The sequence below is a fragment of the Burkholderia sp. Z1 genome (genome assembly GCF_014893795.1).
GTDB lineage: Bacteria > Pseudomonadota > Gammaproteobacteria > Burkholderiales > Burkholderiaceae > Burkholderia > Burkholderia theae.
In genome coordinates this window covers 2,860,600-2,879,930 of sequence record NZ_JACFYL010000002.1, presented here as the reverse complement: position 1 = coordinate 2,879,930, position 19,331 = coordinate 2,860,600, and the positions used below count along the sequence as shown (strand labels likewise).

The following is a 19,331-nucleotide window of genomic DNA, read 5'->3' as shown; positions in this document are numbered from 1 at the left end:
CGGAAACATGCCGGATACGTGAGCGGGTTCTACTGTCGACATGCAGCAAACATTCGATGCCAGAGCGCTGGACCGGATGCCGAAAGATCGACAGACCCACTTCCTTCAAGGAGAACACACATGAAAACCGCTCGAATCCTCGCTGTTGCCGTCCTCGCTGCCGTTCCCGCCTTGGCGTTCGCCGATACCGGCCAGGGCCTGACGCGTGCCGACGTGCGCGCCGAACTGGTCCGCCTCGAACAGGCCGGCTACAACCCGGCACGCAGCGAACCGCATTACCCGGACGACGTCATCGCCGCCACACAGCGGGCCGCACGTTCCGACCAGAACGGCCCGTCGAAGTCGCAAGGCGACAACGTGGCCGATGCGTCGACGCCGAGCCATCGAGATGCGGCACGTGCGCGTTCCTCGCAGAACGCCGCCGACGACCTGTACGCGCATTCGTGATGCGCTGCTGCGCCCGCCTCCTGTGCGGGCGCAGCCGCTACCGCAGCATGTTCAAACAACACAACAGAGCAAGGAGCAAAACGATGGCCGGTTCGATGAAACGGGTTCTGGTATCCGCCGCGGTGATCGGCGGATTGTTCGGTGCGGTTGCGGTGCAGGCCGCGCCGAAGGATGACCTGAAGGGCACGAATGTCGTGCTCGTGCATGGCGCGTTCGCCGACGGGTCGAGCTGGAACCGCGTGATTCCGCTGCTCGAGGCGCGCGGGCTGCATGTGGTGTCGGTGCAGAATCCGCTGAGCTCGCTCGCCGACGATGCGGCCGCGACAAAGCGCACGATCGACGAGCAGAAGGGGCCGGTCGTGCTGGTCGGTCATTCGTGGGCCGGTGTCGTGATCAGCGACGCGGGCAACGACGACAAGGTGAAGTCGCTCGTCTATGTCGCGGCGTTCGCGCCCGACGATGGCCAGTCGATCGCCGACGTCACGCAGGGGCTGCCGGCGCCCGCCTGGGCCGGCGAGCTGCGCAAGGATGCGGGCGGGTTCACGCGGCTGTCGGACAAGGCGATCGCACAGGATTTCGCGCCGGACCTGCCGCCCGCGCAGCAGCGCATCGTCGCGGCGACCCAGGGGCCGTGGTACGGCGGTTGCATTTCGGAGAAGGTCGCGCAAGCCGCGTGGCATGCGAAACCGTCGACGTTCGTCGTCGCGACGCAGGACCGGATGATCGATCCGAAGCTGCAGGAAACGATGGCGAAGCGGATCGGCGCGACGGTCACGCGCGTGAACGGCAGCCATGTCGCGATGCTGAGCCAGCCGAAGGCCGTGGCCGACGCGATCATCGCGGCCGCGGAACGCGCGAAGCAGGATACGCAGTAAGTGGATGCCGCGCCGCCGTCGTGCGGCGATGTCGACCGGCCGGCGCGGCACCCGATCGTCATTGACGACAGCTCATCGGACCCGCGCCGGCGGGGGCTTCCGGATCGCCGCAGTACAGCAGGTGATAGTGCTGCGGATCGCTATAGAGTGCGTGGAAACCCGTTTCGACGAACACGGACACCAGGTTCCCGATCACCAGGGCCGCGAACAACCCGACCGCGAGCTTCACGAACGGCGACCGCCCCGCATCGCCGGACCGCGCCACGCCGACGTGAATCGACTGCAGGCGCGTCTGGAACGCAAGCATCAGCACGCAATAGATGATGCTTGCGGTCAGTGCGACATAGGATGCGGTGTACATGTGCATGCCCAGGATCGCACCGCCATAGGGCGGGGTGCCGGGCAGCACGTGCAGGAACATTTGCATCAATCCGATCAGGCTGCCGACCAGCGCACCGATTGCGCTCAATGCATAGTTGGCGGGAGAAGGATTGCGGCTCCACACGTTCAACAGCAGTCCCGCGCCGAGCAGCATGAATGCGACCCGCTGGAGATTGCAGAGCGAGCACGGCAGTTCACCGTGCGCCAGCTGGAAGTAGAACGCGACGAGCAGTACCGCATTGACGCCGTATAGCGCCAGCAAATCGATCAGGCGATTGGCTTTCATTTTTTTGACCTCTTACCAGGAGCCGTAGGTGGCGAACTGCGGAATGTGATGTGATCCGTGATGAATGGCCCATGCCGCGACCAGTAGCGTGGTCAGCCACCACGTCGCGCCAGCGGCCCTGTCGCGTCCCAGCAAGGACAGCAGGAGCGCCACGGCGGCGGACAGGAATGGAATGAATCCGATGAACATGATCGACCTCGATTAGTTGGAAACTGTCGCCAGGCAAGGCGCATGAAACAGGCTGCCGTGCACCATCCCGCGGCATGTGCGCACGATCACCATGGCCCACAAGCCGCCGAGCAACACGGCGAGCAACGTGCCGAATACGGCGAATCCCTCAAAACCCGTCACGTGGTACAGGCTCAGCGACGCGGCGGTATAAACACCCAGCGGAAACGTGAAACCCCACCAGCCGAGATTGAACGGCAGTCCTTCGCGGCAATAGCGCATCGTGAAGAGCACGGCGCACGCAAGCCACCAGAGACCGGTGCTCCAGAGCAGAAGGCCGCCGACAATGCCGAAGTCCCGCGCCAGCACCGCCACGCTGGCCAACGGCGTACCGGCGAACGCAACAGGTGCGGCCTGACCGAGCGTCAGCAGACCGAGTGCGCCGGTACCGATCGGGCCGAGCGTCAGCCAGCTCGACGGACCGAGGTCGCGGTGCGGCAACTTGTGGATGACGAGCCGGAAGAACACGAGCGTCAGAATCGCAAACGCGAGCGGTACCGAGATGGCCCACAGCACGTACCCCGCGCCGATCAGCAGGCGAGCCTGCGACCCGACGAAATGCGGCGCGAGGGTGGCCGCGCTCGACGCCGCCACTTCCGGTGCGACGATCGGCAGCAGCAGGACCGCAGTCAGGCGTTCGAACGTGTGCCCCTGCTCGGTGAACATCAAGAACGGCACACCGATCGCGACGACGACCGACAGCAGCGCGTCGAAACACCACAACGCATAAGCAAGCGTATTGACCTCGGCGTGCCCGCCCGTGAACAGGACGATGCCGTTGATGATCGGCACGAGGCCCATTGGCACCGCGCCGAGAAACATCGACTGGACCGGATGGTGCAGCAGCGGCCGAATCGTTTCCGGGAACCGGATCGCCCGCGCAGTCAACATCGCGGCGAAGGCGAGATACAGCACGATGTCGATGGCCCACAACGTCGATGCCAGTGCCCGCTGCCCGCTGAAGTGCAGCGGTAGTCCGGCGAGCACCAGCGACACGATGCCGTTTCCCATCGTCATCGCGAACCAGTTGGGCGTGAATTGCCGGATTCTGTCGGACAGGCCACGCGGCACGCCGATGGTCGAGTTGGTCTTGGTCATTTGATTCTCCGTGTCGAAGAACTGCATGACTGGATTCTAGGGAGCGGCTTTGTATAATAAAAATACATCGTTTTGATGCTTCCTATATCACGATCATATACATCGATGAACTTCACTCACTTGGCCGCGTTTCACGCGGTTGTCGAAACCGGCAGCGTCACGGCAGCCTCCGAAAGACTGCACGTCAGCCAGCCCGCGCTCACACGCGAGATTCGGGAGCTCGAGGAGCGGCTGGGCGTGACGCTGTTCGACCGCATGCCGCGCGGCATGCGGCCCACGGAAGCGGGCCGACTGCTCGCCGAATATGCCGCCCAGATTTTTTCGCTGGCCGATGTTGCCGAGGCGGCGGTCGGCGAGTTCGCCGGCCTCACGAGAGGTCAGCTCGGCATCGGTTCGAGCCGGACCATCGGCGTGTATCTGCTGCCGGCCGTGCTGGACGCATTCCGCACGCGTTATCCGGGCATCACGGTCGATCTCAGGATTTCGAACAGCGAGAACATCGAAAACGCCGTCCTCGCGAACGAGCGCCAGATCGGCATGATTGAGGGGCCTTACGACAACACGGCGTTCGATGCAGCCGTCATTGGCCGGGATGCACTGATCGCGGTCGCCGCGCCGACGCACCCGCTGGCGCGCAAACGTCAATTGACCGCCGATGCAATCGGAACCGCGGAGCTGGTCATGCGCGAACCGGGTTCGGGAACGCGAACGGTCGTCGAGCAAGCGTATGCGCAGCGGGGGTTGACGTTGGCGCCGAAGCTGTCGGTCGGCAGCGCCGAGGCGATCAAGCAGCTGGTGAGGCTCGGCAATGCGATCGCCTGGGTCTCGCGTAGCACCGTCACCGAAGAACTCTCGTCCGGTGCGTTGGTACAACTGCCCGTCAAGGACCTCAAGATCGAGCGCAATCTCTGCATGATCTGGCGCAAGGGCGGCAGCTTGAGCCCGAGCGCGCATGCGTTTCGCGAACTTGCCACGGACGTGTTCAAGCGTTCGCGGTGACGTGGACGGCAGTGCCCGAGTCGAGTCGCCGCGCATGCAGCGTTCCGGCTCGGGATATCGCGGCGCGGATCGCCCGCGCTGCCCGTCAACGGCCGGCCTGGACCGCGCCATGCTGCTGCGCGGCGGCCTGAGCCGCGACCCTTGCTTCGGCGGCCTGGATGTCGTCCGGATAGTGCGGATCGTCGCCCGCCGCGGGCTGGTAGCCTGCCTGTTCGAGGCGCACCAGGTCGGCGATGACTTCGGCACGGGTCAAGGGCGCCGAAGTCGTATTCGCGAAGCTTGCGGTGGCGCTGGTCAGCGCGGCAGCAGCCAGTGCGAAACAAATGAGCGATTTCATATTCTTCTCCTGAAAGCGTAAAAAATGGACGCGCGCTGATACGGGCGCCGCGGTCGCAGGCAAAGCGATCGTCGCGAATGAAACACCGACGGAAAGCCGGTTTTTCATATCGGTATCCTTAATAAAACAACGCGGAAAGCGAGCTGAACCCGATCCATCGCGTTCGAGCGCGGAGATCAAACCATGCACGCGTCGATCGCTTCGCCTGTCTGGAACCCCGTCAATCGTGTCGGCGGGGCAATGTCGATATCTTGGGCCGAGACGCGATAGATGAAAAATATATCGTTGGTATCGACTTGATGCGTTCTTGATATATGAGCGCCAACGCGAGCCGTGTCATCCCTTCCATGCAGGTTCGCCGTAGCGACGAACTGCATCAATCCGCCCGATAGCGCACAACCGCGATAGCAATTCATTCGGCGCTGATTAGGAAATGAATTTTTATTGGTTCTGCCTGCCCGGCCGCACTCGCATAGTGGGGCTGACGGCTATAGACAGCACGCAAGCTGCAACGGCCGCATTCCCGGTGTTTTTGTTCATACGAATCCACGAAAACAAGGAAGTGTCATGACGGTTGCATTGGAAGCACGAACCGCTGCGCAGCAGGCGCTCGAAGACGCCCGCGCGGCGGCCGCATCGGCCGGTACGCCCTACGCGGGCGGCGTGGCGCCGGAAGCCGCGTGGGCGCTGTTCTCGGCGGGCGACGCGCTGCTGGTGGATGTGCGCACGGCCGAAGAACGGAAATTCGTCGGTCACGTGCCGGCGTCGCTGCATGTGCCGTGGGCGACCGGCACGAGCCTGACGCGCAACCCGCGCTTCGTCCGCGAACTGGAAGCGAAGACCGGCAAGGACGCGGTGGTGCTGTTGCTGTGCCGCAGTGGCAACCGGTCCGCTCAGGCGGCCGAGGCCGCGGCGAAGGGCGGCTTCACGCAGGTATTCAACGTGCTCGAAGGGTTCGAGGGCGACCTCGACGAGCGGCAGCATCGCGGCGGCAGCAACGGCTGGCGTTTTCGCGGCCTGCCGTGGGCGCAGGACTGATTCACGGCCGAAACGGGAGAAGGCATCATGGCCGCATTCGAAATCGACGACATCGTTCAGTCGCTGCAAACCGTGCGCCGCGCGTGGCGCGAGAAGCAGCGTCGCTCGCTCGAACCGGGCGGGCGCGACCTGCCGGCGCGCGAGGCGCTCGCGCAGATCATTGGCGCGCTGAAAGGCGTGCTGTTCCCGATGCGGCTCGGGCCGCCCGACCTGCGCCAGGAGAGCGAGAACTTCCACGTGGCCCATGCGCTCGACGCGGCGCTGAATGCGCTGCTCGCGCAGGTGACGCTCGAGTTGCGCTATGCGGCGCGCCAGCGCAACGCCGACGGCACGATCGATCCGGTCGGCGATACCGCGTCGACGGCCGTGCAGGCGTTCGCCGCGCGGCTGCCCGAGATTCGCCGGCTGCTCGACAGCGACGTGCTCGCCGCTTTCCACGGCGATCCGGCGGCCGGCAGTGTCGACGAGGTGCTGCTGTGCTATCCGGGCATCCTCGCGATGATCCACCACCGGCTCGCGCATGAGCTGTACCGGCTCGGCCTGCCGCTGCTCGCGCGGATCATCGCCGAGCAGGCGCACGCGGAGACGGGCATCGACATTCATCCGGGCGCGCGTATCGGCGCGGGTTTCTTCATCGACCACGGCACGGGTGTCGTGATCGGCGAAACGGCGATCATCGGCGAGCGCGTGCGCGTGTACCAGGCCGTCACGCTCGGCGCGAAGCGCTTCCCGCGCGATGCGGCCGGCCATCTGGAGAAAGGGCTCGCGCGCCATCCAATCGTCGAGGACGACGTGGTGATCTATGCGGGCGCAACGATACTCGGCCGCGTGACGATCGGGCGCGGCGCGGTGATCGGCGGCAACGTGTGGCTCACGCAGGACGTGGCGGCCGGCGCGAACGTCACGCAGGCCGTGCTGCGCAGCGAAGCGAACGCCGCGCCGCGCGCGGCGGCACCGGTCGCATAGGGCACGCCATGATCGATCTCATCCATCACTTCGGCGCCAACGTGCGCAAGCTGCGCGAAGCGCGCACGTGGTCGCAGGAGCAGCTCGCCGAGCACGCGGGGCTGAACCGTTCGTATGTCGGCGAGATCGAGCGCGGCGAGGCGATCGCGTCGATCGTCACGGCCGACAAGATCGCGCGCGCGTTCGACGTGTCGATCTCGACGCTGCTGCCCGGTGCATACGTCACCTGAGGTCGCTTCGTTTCGTTTCCCTTTCGGTTGTGCGCGACCTGACGGCTATAGCATGTTGAGCCGGCAGGTGCGTGTTTCCGATAATCACCCCGCGTCATAAGCAATCCCGTTTTTCATCTTAAGAACCCGGAGCCACACATGTCGACCGTTGCAAGCGGCACGGCCGCGCTGAGCGATCACGCCGCCCGCCAACTAGCGAACGCTACCAAGACCGTCCCCCAGCTTTCCACGATCACGCCGCGCTGGCTGACCCACCTGCTGCAATGGGTGCCGGTCGAGGCCGGCATCTATCGGCTGAACCAGGTGAAGAACCCGGAAGCCGTGCGCGCCGCCTGCACGCAGCTCGAGGACGAAAGCGTGCTGCCGCAGACTTTCGTGCCGTACGAGGAACAGCCGCGCGAATACTTCCTGAATGCGGTGAGCACGGTGCTCGACGTGCATACGCGGATCTCCGATCTTTACAGCAGTCCTCACGACCAGATCAAGGAGCAGTTGCGCCTGACGATCGAGACGATCAAGGAGCTGCAGGAAAGCCAGCTGATCAACAACCCCGACTACGGGCTGCTGGCCAACGTGACCGACGAACAGCGGATCTTCCCGCTGACGGGCGCGCCGACGCCGGACGATCTCGACGAGCTGCTGACGAAGGTGTGGAAGGAGCCCGCGTTTTTCCTCACGCACCCGCTCGCGATCGCCGCGTTCGGCCGCGAATGCACGCGGCGCGGCGTGCCGCCGCCGACGGTCAGCCTGTTCGGTTCGCAGTTCCTCACGTGGCGCGGCATTCCGCTGATTCCGTCGGACAAGGTGCCGGTCGCGGACGGCAAGACCAAGATCCTGCTGCTGCGCGTGGGCGACAAGCGGCAGGGTGTCGTCGGCCTGTATCAGCCGGGCGTCGCGGGCGAGCAGGGGCCGGGCCTGTCGGTGCGTTTCATGGGGATCAACAACCAGGCGATCGCGTCGTACCTGATCTCGCTGTATTGCTCGCTCGCGGTCCATTCGCCGGATGCGCTGGCTGTCCTCGATGATGTCGAAATCGCCAAGTTCCATGACTATCCCGACACCTACCGTTAATCCCGGCCTGACCGGCGGCGACGCGCTCGCGCTGCCGCACGCGCCGTTGCCGGCCGGGCTGCCCGACCCCGCGACACTCGCGCGGCTCGCGTCCGAGTTCTTCGCGACACCGCCCGGGCAAGCCACCGCGCCCGGGCTGTCGGCGGGCAGCGGTGCGGTCGGCGGCGTGCCGTCGGCACTGCCGGCTGCCGCGCCGATCCTCGCGTCTGTGAGCAACCCGGCGCCCGCCGGCTCGCCGCTCGCGGGGCCGGGTGGCACGGGCACCGGCGTGCCGGGTCTCGCGCTGCCGCAGGGCAAGGCGGCCGGCACGAACCTCGCGCCGTCCGCGCCGACGCATGTGCTGTCGCTCGGCAATCGCGTGCCCGCGCTCGCGCCGCATGCGGCCGCGCAGAACGGGCTGCCCGACAACGTCGTGTCGATCGCCCCCGCGCTCGAACCGCGCATCGGTGGCGCGGCGCTTGGCGTGCCGCAGGCGAATGCGGCGGCGTCGGAAGGCGCGGTGAAGCCGTCGCCGTACTACTTCACCGACGGTTCGCTGCAGGGCTGGCAGGCTACGCCGCAGGACATCGTCGTGCCGTCGAACGGCCTCGCATCGCCGGAAGCATTCGGGTTGCCGGGCGACGCTGCGCTGCGCGACCTGCTCGCCGTGCATCGCGACGTGCCGGTTTCGCGTGCATCGGGCGCGGACGTGCCGCGTTACTTCATCGACGATGCACACGCGGTCGAGCCGCAACGCAACCTGCATCGCGGCGCGCACCCGCCGTTCGACGTGAACGCGATCCGCCGCGATTTCCCGATCCTGCAGGAGCGCGTGAACGGCAAGCAGCTCGTGTGGTTCGACAACGCGGCGACGACGCACAAGCCGCAGGCCGTGATCGATCGCCTCGCGTATTTCTATGCGCACGAGAACTCGAACATCCACCGTGCCGCGCATGCGCTGGCCGGCCGCGCGACGGATGCTTACGAGCATGCGCGGGAAACGGTGCAGCGCTTCATCGGCGCAGCGTCGCCGGACGAGATCGTGTTCGTGCGCGGCACGACCGAGGCGATCAACCTGATCGCGAAGACGTGGGGCGTGCAGAACGTCGGCGAAGGCGACGAAATTGTCGTGTCGCATCTCGAGCATCACGCAAACATCGTGCCGTGGCAGCAGCTTGCCGCGCAGAAGGGGGCGACGCTGCGCGTGATTCCGGTCGACGATTCGGGGCAGGTGCTGCTCGACGAATACCGGAAGCTGCTCAACGACCGCACGAAGATCGTGTCCGTCACTCAGGTGTCGAACGCGCTCGGCACGGTCGTGCCGGTGAAGGAGATCGTCGAGCTTGCGCATCGGGCGGGTGCGAAGGCGCTGGTCGACGGTGCGCAGTCGATCTCGCACATGCGCGTCGACGTGCAGGCGCTCGATGCGGATTTCTTCGTGTTCTCCGGGCACAAGATCTACGGGCCGACGGGTATCGGCGTCGTGTACGGCAAGCGCGCGATCCTCGACGACATGCCGCCGTGGCAAGGCGGCGGCAACATGATCGCGGACGTGACGTTCGAGCGCACGGTGTTCCAGCCGCCGCCGAACCGGTTCGAGGCCGGCACCGGCAACATCGCGGATGCGGTCGGGCTCGGCGCGGCGCTCGACTACGTGAGCCGCGTCGGCATCGAGAACATCGCGCGCTACGAGCACGACCTGCTTGCGTATGCGACGAGCGTGCTCGCGCCGGTGCCGGGCGTGCGGCTCGTCGGCACCGCGCGCGACAAGGCGAGCGTGCTGTCGTTCGTGCTGAAAGGCTATGAGACCGAGGAAGTCGGACAGGCGCTGAACGAAGAGGGCATCGCGGTGCGCTCGGGGCATCACTGCGCGCAGCCGATCCTGCGGCGATTCGGGCTCGAGGCTACGGTGCGGCCGTCGCTCGCGTTCTACAACACGTGTGACGAGGTCGATGCGCTCGTTCGTGTGGTGCGGCGTCTCGCGACTCGGCGTTGACGCTGCGCGCTTGCGGCGGCCCTCACGGGTTGCCGCAAGCGCTTTTCCGCTGCCCGGTCAGAAGCGCACGACCTGCTTCTGCTCGACCGTGAAGCCGTCGCGCAGCACGGACGCGGAATCGGAAAAATAGCGGCGGGTTTCCGACAGCAGGTCGGTATTGCCGCGACGGCAGAACACCACACCCGACCCTTCTTCCGTCAGCAGTTCGTCGATCAGCGATTCGGGTTGCCCGATATCGGCGAGATGGACGTTCTGCACGCCGTGCGCGAGGGCATCGAGTGCTTCCCGCACGCAGGGTGCCGCATCGGCGGCCGGATGCTCGGTGAGCCATTGCTCGAGTTCCGTGATGCCGTACAGCCCCGCGAGTTCGCCGAGTTCGCGCAGCAGCGCGCTGTCGACCATCATCACCAGCGTCACCGCGCCGGTGCGCTGTGCGAAGAGGCTGCCTAGTTGGTCCGGGCGCAGCAGGCGATCCTCACCGGCGTCATCCGGCGCGACGGGCATTACGACGGGCACCAGCCCGTTTCCGAGAAACGCGTTCAACGCGGTGCCGTCGAATTGCGCGACCGGGCTCATGTTCGTCCGGTCGGATTCAGCGCTGGCCACCAGCAGGCCGCCGTCGTGACCGTCGATGCCGATCGCCTTGACGCCGTGGCTGCCGATCAGGCGAACGAGTTCGTGGTTGACCTCGGCCATTGCGGCGCACGCGGCCTGGACGGACTGCGTGCCGGGTGCGGAAGGTCCGCCCTGGACGACGACCGGACGAACGCCGGTGAGCGCGAGCAGCGCGACATCCTGTGCGAACGACTGGCGAAAACGCGCATCCCGCGCGGCGCCGCCATCGACGATGACGACGGTCTGCCCGTGCAGGGCCTGCATGAACGGCAGCGAGCGAGCCAGTCCGGCCACGCGCCGTGACGAAAGGGTGGGACTTTCAGGGTCTGGGAACATGAGATGTCGAAAGAATGAAGGGAGTGCCTGTCGCCGCACGGTGCGGTGTCAGTGCGTGCGTTGCATGAGCCGGTGAATCTCGTCGGGCGTCAGCGCGTCGCGCGACGCCTGCCGGAACGCGCGATCGCTGAAACACCGCGCCGCGTCGGCGAGCAGTTCGAGGTGTGCGCGGTCGTCTTCTTTCGGCAGGACCAGCACGATGAATTCGCGCACGGGCTTGCGGTCCGGCGCGTTGAACGTGAACGGGTACAGCGCGCGAACGAACAACGCGGCGGCCGAGCCGAGTCCGTCGGCCCGTGCATGCGGAATCGCGACGCCCTGGCCGAGGCCGGTCGAGCCGAGCTGTTCCCGCTTCGTCAGTTCGGTCCTGATCCGGTCCGCGGAAACCCCGCTGCTGCGCGCGATGTAGCGCGCTGCGAGGTCGAACAACTGGATCGCACTCTCGACCGGCACGTCGAGCAGGATGTTGTCCGGTGGGCACGCGTCGGCCAGCCGGGTCGCGAGCGGCATGCCGCCGCGCCGGTGGGGAAAGTCGGGTTGGCCGCCGACGGCGGCCTGCTGCGTTTGCATGCGGATCTCTCCGTGTCGGGATGACAGGGAAATCCTAGACAAAACCGCGTAAAGACGGTGTCAGATACGCGGGGGGCCGGCATTAAAATTGTGTATCGATCGCGGCGTGGCTTGCACCACGCGCTTGATACGAACGTCTTCAGGTGCCCGACAGCACGAACGGCAGCGTCGTCAGCAGAAAGATCGAGATGCCGACGACCGGCGCACCGAACGCGATCGCCGCGAACGCCACCGCGGCACTGGTCAGCACGAGCGTTCTCGACACCCGGCGATGCCGGTCGTGTGCCGTCGCCCTGTCTTCGCGGATGGTATCGGCCCGCGCGCCGATCACGTGTTTCCAGAACGTCAAGCCAAGCATGATTGCTCCTGTATGAAAGACGACCGAGACGGGGCGCGCGATGCGCCGTGCACGCGTATCAGCAACGCTTGAGCTTGAGCACGCGCGAGATCTGCCCGGACGTGAAACTGCTGTTGCGCACGTAAGGCGCACAGTCGAGCGGCGCCGTGAGCGACTCGCTGACGACGTACTGGCCGACAAAGCGGAACGCATCCGTTTCCATCTTGATGAACACCGGAATCGCGTCGCGTTGCGCGGCGAGCGTCCTGCCGGCCGCGCGCGCGGACGCGCTGCCGTCGCAGAGGATCACGTCGGGTGCGTGCGGGTTGAGGTCCGTGCGCAGGCAGGCGGCCACGACCTTGCCGTTCTTCGTCGGCAGGAATGCCTGTTTGCTGCCGCCGCATGCGGTGTGGATGAATTCGCGCGTGTATTGCTTGTCGATCTCGAACATGACCGGACTCCCGTATCGGAAATTTCCGTGAATGAATTCAGGTATGCAAAGTAATTGGACCGGTTCGACATGCCGGATGCGGGCATGCGATCGGTCATCGTCGGCAAGGCGGATCGATGGCGCGTCGTTGCACGAATGTGCCGCACGCAGTCGCTTGAGCGCACGATGCGCGATTACCGCATCGACGTCGTGTTCAAGCGTGCGCGGGAAAAACTACGGCGCGCACCGCCCGCCTGTCGGCAGGACGGTGGCTCGGGAAAAGGAGACGCAGGCGTCCTGCCTGTCAGGCAGAAAAGCAACTCGGAGGGCGAGGACTTCGGATGCGCATGGTGCGTGCTCGGTGAGGGATGGCGAACACATTCTAGTGAACGCACGCACGGCCGCAAGTAAAAAGGTCGTAAAGGCGCGGGGATGCCCTCTACGTGCACTGCCAGAGGTGCGCGCTGGTGCGGCACGGCGCACACCAGAACGTGTAGTTTGCGCCGCCGCTGCCCCACAGCCATTCGCCGCCATCCGCTTGCGGCAGGTCGGAATCGAGCTGCATCACGAAGCGCATCTTGCGGCCGCAATCCGGACAATCGGGGTACCACGCCGACTGCACCCACGACGGCGCGCCGCCGACTCGGCTCAGGTTCTGGCGGTCGTTCGACTCGCCCCAATCCTGCCAGGCCCAACGCGCCGGTGCGGCAAAGAGTGTTACGTCGGCTTCCACGAAGGCGGCTGCCGCATAGTCCGGCTGGAGGGCGGCGTCACGTTGCTGTGACGGGTGGGCGTACGCGTTGCCGGTGTCGTCGTGCCGGTGGAACAGCGGGCCGTCGCTTTCCCAGCCGAGACAGGACAGGCAGGTGTCGAACGAAACGGGCGTCGTGCTGTCGATGCCTGCTTCAACCGGTTGCGGCAGCGTCAGCAACCGGTGCAGCGGCTCATGACACAGGCCGCATCGATGCGTCGACGCGCCGCCGAAGCGTGCGCCGGACCGACGCGATTCGCCCGCGTGCCAGGTTCGATGATTGGCGTGAATCTCGCGTTTCCACTTCGGCATGTCGCGGAGAATTGGCGCACGCAGTGTCGGGCCGAAGTCGATGTGCAGCGGCGACTCGCCATGCAAGGCGCGCAACGTGTCGTGTTCCTGCGCATAGCCGGCGGACATGAGCCAGTTGACGGATTGTTCCGGATCGTCCGGAAACAGTCGGGCCACGGCGTCGAGCACCGCCGCCGGTTGTCGTGAATGGAGCAGCGCGATGGCACGTTCGTGTGCGACGTCGTCGCCGGCCGGTGCTTCGGAGAGCCGGCTGCGCCATGCGTCGATCGTCGCCGGATCGAGCGCCCGCCACGCGCTTTCCGCACAATACAGGGACGGCGACTGTTTCGTACCAACCACGTCGAGGAGCGCATCCCAGTGACCGGCGAATACATGCGGCGACTGTAGTGCGACGCTCGATAGCACGCGCGCGAGCCGGTCGTTCCACGCGCCGTCGCGGACCCGTCGCCACGTTTCGGCTGCGACATTGGCGAAAAAGGCGTCGTCCATCAGGTCGAGCGCGGCATCGAGGAAGGTCGCGTGCGGCAACGTGCGATCGAACGACGCGATCACAAGATCGGCGAGTGCGGCCGGGTTGTCGCGACGCAGTACCAGCATCTGCGCCATCGGATCGTTGCCGGTCCAGCCGAGGCGTTCGTAGTCGTCGAGAATGGTTTGTGCGGTCGGCATGGCGCGGCAAGCGGCGTGGCGGGAGGGGCTTCATCTTAACCGAGCGGGGCGTCCTGCCGGCGCGCTGCGGTGTCTCGTCGATCCAACGAAAAAACGCGTGACGACTGCCGTCGCCACGCGTTGCACGTTTCCACAAGGCCGCGCGCATACCGGCGAACCGGCGCGCGGCGCTGCATCAGAAATCGAAGCCCGGCCCACCCGCACCCGGCCCGCCCGGCCCCGCGACCGGCGCCGCATCCTTCGGCGCTTCGAACACGGTCGCATCGGTCGTCAGCAGCAGCCCGGCCACCGACGCCGCGTTCTGCAGCGCCGTGCGCGTGACCTTGGTCGGATCGAGCACGCCCGATTCGACGAGGTCGCCATACTCGCCGGTCTGCGCGTTGTAGCCGAAGTTGCCCGAGCCTTCCGCGACCTTCGCGACGACGACACTCGCTTCCTCGCCCGCGTTCGTGACGATCTGGCGCAGCGGTTCCTCGAGCGCGCGCAGCACGATCTTGATGCCCGCGTCCTGATCGGCGTTCACGCCCTTCAGTTCGCGGATCGCCTGCCGCACGCGGATCAGCGCGACACCGCCGCCCGGCACGATGCCTTCCTCGACGGCCGCGCGCGTCGCGTGCAGCGCGTCGTCGACGCGATCCTTCTTTTCCTTCACCTCGATCTCGGTTGCACCGCCGACCTTGATCACCGCGACGCCGCCCGCGAGCTTCGCGACGCGTTCCTGCAGTTTTTCACGGTCGTAGTCGGACGTCGCTTCGTCGATCTGCACGCGGATCTGCTTCACGCGTGCTTCGATGTTCTTCGCGTCGCCCGCGCCGTCGATCACGGTCGTGTTCTCCTTGCCGACCTCGATGCGCTTCGCGTGGCCGAGTTCGGCGAGCGTCGCCTTTTCGAGCGTCAGCCCGGTTTCCTCGGCGATGACCTGCCCGCCGGTGAGGATCGCGATGTCTTCGAGCAGCGCCTTGCGGCGGTCGCCGAAGCCGGGTGCCTTGACGGCAACCGTCTTCAGGATCCCGCGGATGTTGTTCACGACGAGCGTCGCAAGCGCTTCGCCCTCGACATCTTCCGCGATGATCAGCAGCGGCCGGCCCGACTTCGCGACCTGTTCGAGCACCGGCAGCAGGTCGCGGATGTTCGAGATCTTCTTGTCGTGCAGCAGGATGTACGGGTTCTCGATCTCGGCGATCTGCTTGTCGGGATTGTTGATGAAGTACGGCGACAGGTAGCCGCGATCGAACTGCAGCCCCTCGACGACGTCGAGCTCGTCGGCGAGCGACTTGCCGTCCTCGACGGTGATCACGCCTTCCTTGCCGACGCGGTCGATCGCTTCGGCGATACGCTGGCCGATCGATTCCTCGCCGTTCGCGGAGATCGTCGCGACCTGCGCGATTTCCTTGCTCGTGGTGGTCGGCTTGCTGATCTTCTTCAGTTCCTCGACGGCCGCCACGACGGCCTTGTCGATGCCGCGCTTCAGGTCGAGCGGGTTGAGCCCGGCCGCGACGTATTTCTGGCCTTCGCGCACGATCGCCTGTGCGAGCACGGTGGCCGTGGTCGTACCGTCGCCGGCTGCGTCGCTGGTGCGCGACGCGACTTCCTTCACGAGTTGCGCGCCGATGTTCTGAAGCTTGTCCGCGAGTTCGATTTCCTTCGCGACCGACACGCCGTCCTTCGTGACGACCGGCGCGCCGAAGCTGCGTTCGAGCACGACATTGCGGCCCTTCGGCCCGAGCGTGACCTTTACCGCGTTCGCGAGAATGTTCACGCCTTCGGTCAGCTTCGAACGTGCGACGTCGCTGAAAATGATTTCCTTGGCTGCCATGATTGCGCTCCGTTATTGATTGACGACGGCGACGATGTCTTCCTCGCGCAGTACGAGGAACTCATTGCCGTCCACCTTGACGGCTTGACCCGCGTACTTGCCGAACAGCACGCGTTCGCCGACCTGCAGGTCGAGCACGATGCGCTGGCCGTCCGCATCCTTGCGGCCGGGGCCGACGGCGATCACTTCGCCCTGGTCGGGCTTTTCCGCGGCGCTGTCGGGGATCACGATGCCCGACGCGGTGGTGGTTTCCTGGTCGAGTCGTTTGACGATGACGCGGTCGTGCAAGGGGCGTAGGCTCATCTCTTCGTCCTGTCCTGTTCTGTCGAAATTGGCTGGCACTCTTCATCAGAGAGTGCTGACGAGTATAGAAACGAGCCGCGGCGCGATCCAATAACGGATTCGGAAATGCATTTGCGCGGATGCGCTATGGACGGAAGACGGGCGGGGCCGCCGTCAGATCAGCAGCGATACCGTCCTGAACAGCGCGAGATCCTCCTTGCGCGCGGATCGCGCATGGCGGCGGATCACGTGCAGCAGGCAGTCGATGAAGCAGCGTGCCGCGTCGCTCAGCGTGCTGCTGCGGCGTGTGACGATGCCGAGGTCGCGCGGCTCGAACGTCTCCTTCAACTGCAACGCACGCATCCGGTCGCCGAACGGCGGCACGGCGGCAAGAATCGTCGGGCACCACGTACACATGTCGGCCTGCTCGAGCATCGTCTGCAGCATCGCGACCGATTGCGCGCGCACGATGCGCCGTTCGTCGATCTGCGCGCCGTGGCGCGTGAACAGGTAATCGACGAGTGCGGCCTGCCCGTCGGCCGCGAAATTCAGCACCCAGTCCCGGTCGAGCAGGTCGTGGATCGACCGCACGCGTTCGCACGGATGGCCGGCCCGGACCATGACCGAGGTGTCGTAGCGCAGCATCGGCTCGAACGCGAATTCCTGCGTGCCGCCCGGCTGGACGTGGCCGAGCGCGAAGTCCATGCTGCCGTCGCGCAACAGCGGCTGGGCGACGGCCATCAGCGCTTCGTAGAGTTCGAGGCGCACGTCGGGCATCTGCTCGCGAAACCGCAGCACGGCTTCCGCGAGGAACGTCACCGTGAGCCACGGCGTCACGCCGATGCTCAGCCGGCCCTCGACGCGGCCGCGCATGCGTTCGAGGTCGCTCTGCGCGTGTTCGAGCTGCTTCAGCACGAGTTTCGCGTGCGTGAGCAGCGTCTTGCCGTATTCGGTGAAGCCGATCCCTTCCGGCGCGCGCACGAGCAGCGGTAGCCGCTCGCTCGCCTCCAGTTCGCGCAGCGCGCGCGTGACGGCCGCCTGCGACAACCCGAGCAAGCGCGCCGCGCCGCGGATGCTCCCGGCCTCCGCGCTCGCGACGAGCGCCTGCAACTGATGCAGCTTCATCGTGCTCATGGTGCGATACCCGACAACGAAAGGTTGTCATCATAACGAAACCGCGGCTGTTCGCCGGGATTTTCGCTGCATACGATTCGGCCACGATCGGTCATCCGGGCGATCGACCAGCAGAACGTATCGAGGAGAATCGGGGTTGGACCACGAACACATTCCACCGGAAATGGCGGCCATCGAGACGGAGATGATTGCGCTGCGCCACCGGCTGCACGCGCATCCCGAACTCGGCTTCGAGGAACACGCGACCAGCGAACTCGTGGCCGATTACCTGACAACGTGGGGTTATCGGGTGACGCGCGGGTTCGGCGGCACGGGCGTGGTCGGCACGCTGACGCGCGGCGCCGGGAAGCGGCTCGGGCTGCGCGCGGACATGGACGCGCTGCCGATCCGCGAGACCACCGGGCTGCCGCATGCGAGCCGGCGCGACGGCGTGATGCACGCGTGCGGCCACGATGGTCATACGGCGATGCTGCTCGCGGCGGCGCGCTGCCTGGCGGAACGCGCGCGCTTCGCGGGCACGCTGAACGTGATTTTCCAGCCGGCCGAAGAAGGGCTCGGCGGCGCGAAGCGGATGATCGACGACGGCCTGTTCACGCAGTTCCCGTGCGATGCGGTGTTCGCGATGCATAACGTGCCGGGCCTGCCGGCCGGCGTGCTCGGTTTCTGCGACGGCCCGGCGATGGCGTCGGCCGACGAGGTGCGCGTGCGCGTGATCGGGCGCGGCGGGCATGGCGCCGCGCCGCATACGACGATCGATCCGGTGGTGGTGTGTGCGTCGATCGTGATGGCGTTGCAGACGGTGGTGTCGCGCAACGTGAATCCGCAGGAACTGGCGATCGTCTCGGCCGGCTCGATCCATGCGGGCACTGCGTCGAACGTGGTTCCGCCGCATGCGGAGCTCGAACTCAGCGTGCGCGCGTTGTCGCCGGACGTGCGCGCGCTGCTCGAGCGACGCATCCGCGCGATCGTGCACGGGCAGGCCGCGAGCTACGGCGCGACGGCCGAGATCGACTATCGATACGGCTATCCGGTGCTCGTCAATCATGCGGCGGAAACGGCCTTTGCGCGCGATGTGGCCCGCGAGTGGGGCGGCGATGCGGCGCTGATTCCGCATCTGCGGCCGATCGCGGCGAGCGAGGACTTCGCGTTCATGCTCGAGGTTTGCCCGGGCAGCTACCTGTCGATCGGCAACGGCGACGGCGCGGCCGGATGCGGGCTGCATCACCCGGGCTACGACTTCAACGATGCGTGCCTCGCGACCGGCGCGAGCTACTGGATCGCGCTCGCGGAGCGATACCTCGCATGAAGCGGTTGCACGATTTCAATTCACGAATCACGATTTACACAAGGAGACTGGCAATGAAACAGTGGATGGTGGCGCTCGCGGTGGCGCTGGCGGCAGGGACGGCGCATGCCGGCGACTGGACGGGCAAGGAGATCCGCCTCGCGGTCGATCCGACTTACCCGCCGCTCGAATACAAGCTGCCCGACGGCACGCTGACGGGCTTCGGGATCGACATCACGAACGCGTTGTGCGCGGAACTGCACGCGCGCTGCGTGTGGGTCGAGTCGAGCTTCGACGGGATGATTCCGGGGCTGCTCGCGCGCAAGTTCGACGTGATCGCGTCGTCGATGACGATCACGCCGAAGCGGATGCAGCAGATCGCGTTCACGAACCGGATCTCGAACGCACCGGCGCGACTGGTCGTGCACAAGGGGTCGCCGCTGCTGCCGAGCGCCGAGTCGCTGAAGGGCAAGCGCGTGGGGGTCGAGCAGGGTTCCGCGCAGGCCGACTACGCGGTCGCGAACTGGCAGCCGGCCGGCGTGCAGGTCGTGTCGTACCAGAACCAGGATCAGGTGTACGCCGATCTCGTGACGGGGCGGCTCGACGCGGCGTTCCAGGCATCGATCGCGGCCAGCGACGGGTTCCTGAAGAAGCCGCAGGGCAAGGACTTCATGTTCGCGGGCGCGCCGATCGACGACGCGAAATACTTCGGGCAAGGCGACGGCCTCGGCTTGCGCAAGCAGGACAACGACCTGCGCGACGCGTTCAACCACGCGCTCGCGACGATTCTCGCGAACGGCACGTACCAGCGGATCAACCGCAAGTATTTCGACTTCGATATCTACGGCGGCAAGTAAGCGGCA

General features: G+C 66.1%; 23 protein-coding genes. 11 read left to right on the top strand and 12 right to left on the bottom strand.

The features are described 5' to 3' along the window. Positions 1–120: 120 nt before the first annotated feature. A complete protein-coding gene (locus H3H55_RS29810; RefSeq protein WP_193101323.1) occupies positions 121–447 on the top strand; it encodes a DUF4148 domain-containing protein in 327 nt (108 codons plus the stop codon). An 83-nt stretch (positions 448–530) separates the two neighbouring features. After that, the gene (locus H3H55_RS29805) at positions 531–1,322 is read left to right on the top strand and encodes an alpha/beta fold hydrolase (RefSeq protein WP_129516530.1); all 792 of its coding nucleotides are present in this window, start codon (positions 531–533) and stop codon (positions 1,320–1,322) included. Between the two features lie 58 nt (positions 1,323–1,380). Here the strand turns inward: H3H55_RS29805 and H3H55_RS29800 are convergent, their stop codons facing one another. Genes H3H55_RS29800 through H3H55_RS29790 form a run of 3 tightly spaced genes read right to left on the bottom strand, consistent with a single transcriptional unit; the run spans position 1,381 to position 3,315 of the window. Continuing rightward, entirely contained in the window at positions 1,381–1,989 is a 609-nt protein-coding gene (locus H3H55_RS29800) for a disulfide bond formation protein B (RefSeq protein WP_129516531.1), read from the bottom strand. Positions 1,990–2,001: 12 nt separating this feature from the next. Continuing rightward, the gene (locus H3H55_RS29795) at positions 2,002–2,178 is read right to left on the bottom strand and encodes a DUF5993 family protein (protein WP_164992083.1); all 177 of its coding nucleotides are present in this window, start codon (positions 2,176–2,178) and stop codon (positions 2,002–2,004) included. A gap of 12 nt (positions 2,179–2,190) precedes the next feature. Next, on the bottom strand, positions 2,191–3,315 hold the full coding sequence (locus tag H3H55_RS29790) for a TDT family transporter (protein WP_193101322.1): 1,125 nt from the start codon (positions 3,313–3,315) through the stop codon (positions 2,191–2,193). A 105-nt stretch (positions 3,316–3,420) separates the two neighbouring features. On the opposite strand from H3H55_RS29790, the gene H3H55_RS29785 reads away from it, so the two are divergent. Further along, positions 3,421–4,314 carry a LysR family transcriptional regulator gene (locus H3H55_RS29785; protein WP_129516533.1) on the top strand — a complete coding sequence of 298 codons (894 nt, stop codon included), beginning with the start codon at positions 3,421–3,423 and terminating at the stop codon, positions 4,312–4,314. Between the two features lie 85 nt (positions 4,315–4,399). On the opposite strand, the gene H3H55_RS37795 is transcribed toward H3H55_RS29785, so the two are convergent. Next, positions 4,400–4,759: a DUF4148 domain-containing protein gene (locus tag H3H55_RS37795; protein ID WP_413463981.1), complete on the bottom strand. Its 360-nt coding sequence runs from the start codon at positions 4,757–4,759 to the stop codon at positions 4,400–4,402. Between the two features lie 459 nt (positions 4,760–5,218). Here H3H55_RS37795 and H3H55_RS29775 point away from each other — a divergent pair, with 459 nt between their 5' ends. The 5 genes from H3H55_RS29775 (at position 5,219) to H3H55_RS29755 (ending at position 9,931) form a co-directional block, all read left to right on the top strand. After that, positions 5,219–5,689, top strand: a complete 471-nt coding sequence (locus H3H55_RS29775) for a rhodanese-like domain-containing protein (protein WP_129516534.1) — start codon at positions 5,219–5,221, stop codon at positions 5,687–5,689. Positions 5,690–5,716: 27 nt separating this feature from the next. Continuing rightward, positions 5,717–6,655, top strand: a complete 939-nt coding sequence (gene epsC / locus H3H55_RS29770; protein ID WP_193101321.1) for a serine O-acetyltransferase EpsC — start codon at positions 5,717–5,719, stop codon at positions 6,653–6,655. 8 nt (positions 6,656–6,663) lie between these two features. Then, positions 6,664–6,885, top strand: coding sequence for a helix-turn-helix domain-containing protein (locus H3H55_RS29765; protein WP_193101320.1), 222 nt, complete (start codon positions 6,664–6,666; stop codon positions 6,883–6,885). A gap of 138 nt (positions 6,886–7,023) precedes the next feature. Beyond that, on the top strand, positions 7,024–7,956 hold the full coding sequence (locus H3H55_RS29760; protein WP_006479760.1) for a family 2A encapsulin nanocompartment shell protein: 933 nt from the start codon (positions 7,024–7,026) through the stop codon (positions 7,954–7,956). Continuing rightward, complete coding sequence (locus tag H3H55_RS29755) at positions 7,931–9,931, top strand: family 2A encapsulin nanocompartment cargo protein cysteine desulfurase (protein ID WP_193101319.1); 2,001 nt, start codon at positions 7,931–7,933, stop codon at positions 9,929–9,931. The genes H3H55_RS29760 and H3H55_RS29755 overlap by 26 nt, the downstream gene beginning before the upstream one ends. Positions 9,932–9,988: 57 nt before the next feature. Here the strand turns inward: H3H55_RS29755 and H3H55_RS29750 are convergent, their stop codons facing one another. From H3H55_RS29750 to H3H55_RS29735, 4 genes are all read right to left on the bottom strand, one after another. Beyond that, positions 9,989–10,882 (bottom strand): acetylglutamate kinase, encoded by an 894-nt coding sequence (locus H3H55_RS29750; protein WP_193101318.1) that lies wholly within the window; start codon positions 10,880–10,882, stop codon positions 9,989–9,991. Positions 10,883–10,930: 48 nt separating this feature from the next. Next, a complete protein-coding gene (locus H3H55_RS29745; protein ID WP_193101317.1) occupies positions 10,931–11,452 on the bottom strand; it encodes a PTS sugar transporter subunit IIA in 522 nt (173 codons plus the stop codon). A gap of 139 nt (positions 11,453–11,591) precedes the next feature. Next, the gene (locus H3H55_RS29740; RefSeq protein WP_226800401.1) at positions 11,592–11,810 is read right to left on the bottom strand and encodes a hypothetical protein; all 219 of its coding nucleotides are present in this window, start codon (positions 11,808–11,810) and stop codon (positions 11,592–11,594) included. Positions 11,811–11,868: 58 nt separating this feature from the next. Then, positions 11,869–12,240, bottom strand: coding sequence for a DUF6697 family protein (locus H3H55_RS29735; RefSeq protein WP_193101316.1), 372 nt, complete (start codon positions 12,238–12,240; stop codon positions 11,869–11,871). A gap of 54 nt (positions 12,241–12,294) precedes the next feature. Between H3H55_RS29735 and H3H55_RS29730 the strand changes: the two genes are divergently transcribed. Beyond that, positions 12,295–12,630 (top strand): hypothetical protein, encoded by a 336-nt coding sequence (locus H3H55_RS29730; protein ID WP_193101315.1) that lies wholly within the window; start codon positions 12,295–12,297, stop codon positions 12,628–12,630. A gap of 28 nt (positions 12,631–12,658) precedes the next feature. On the opposite strand, the gene H3H55_RS29725 is transcribed toward H3H55_RS29730, so the two are convergent. The 4 genes from H3H55_RS29725 to H3H55_RS29710 form a co-directional block, all read right to left on the bottom strand. Beyond that, entirely contained in the window at positions 12,659–13,951 is a 1,293-nt protein-coding gene (locus H3H55_RS29725) for a hypothetical protein (protein ID WP_193101314.1), read from the bottom strand. A 175-nt stretch (positions 13,952–14,126) separates the two neighbouring features. Next, a complete protein-coding gene (gene groL, locus H3H55_RS29720) occupies positions 14,127–15,767 on the bottom strand; it encodes a chaperonin GroEL (protein WP_193101313.1) in 1,641 nt (546 codons plus the stop codon). A gap of 12 nt (positions 15,768–15,779) precedes the next feature. Next, positions 15,780–16,070, bottom strand: coding sequence for a co-chaperone GroES (gene groES / locus H3H55_RS29715; RefSeq protein ID WP_048248265.1), 291 nt, complete (start codon positions 16,068–16,070; stop codon positions 15,780–15,782). 153 nt (positions 16,071–16,223) lie between these two features. Next, positions 16,224–17,183, bottom strand: a complete 960-nt coding sequence (locus H3H55_RS29710; protein WP_193101312.1) for a LysR substrate-binding domain-containing protein — start codon at positions 17,181–17,183, stop codon at positions 16,224–16,226. 184 nt (positions 17,184–17,367) lie between these two features. On the opposite strand from H3H55_RS29710, the gene H3H55_RS29705 reads away from it, so the two are divergent. Then, entirely contained in the window at positions 17,368–18,489 is a 1,122-nt protein-coding gene (locus H3H55_RS29705) for a M20 aminoacylase family protein (protein ID WP_413463995.1), read from the top strand. Between the two features lie 53 nt (positions 18,490–18,542). After that, a complete protein-coding gene (locus H3H55_RS29700; RefSeq protein WP_129516541.1) occupies positions 18,543–19,325 on the top strand; it encodes an ABC transporter substrate-binding protein in 783 nt (260 codons plus the stop codon). Positions 19,326–19,331 lie beyond the last annotated feature (6 nt).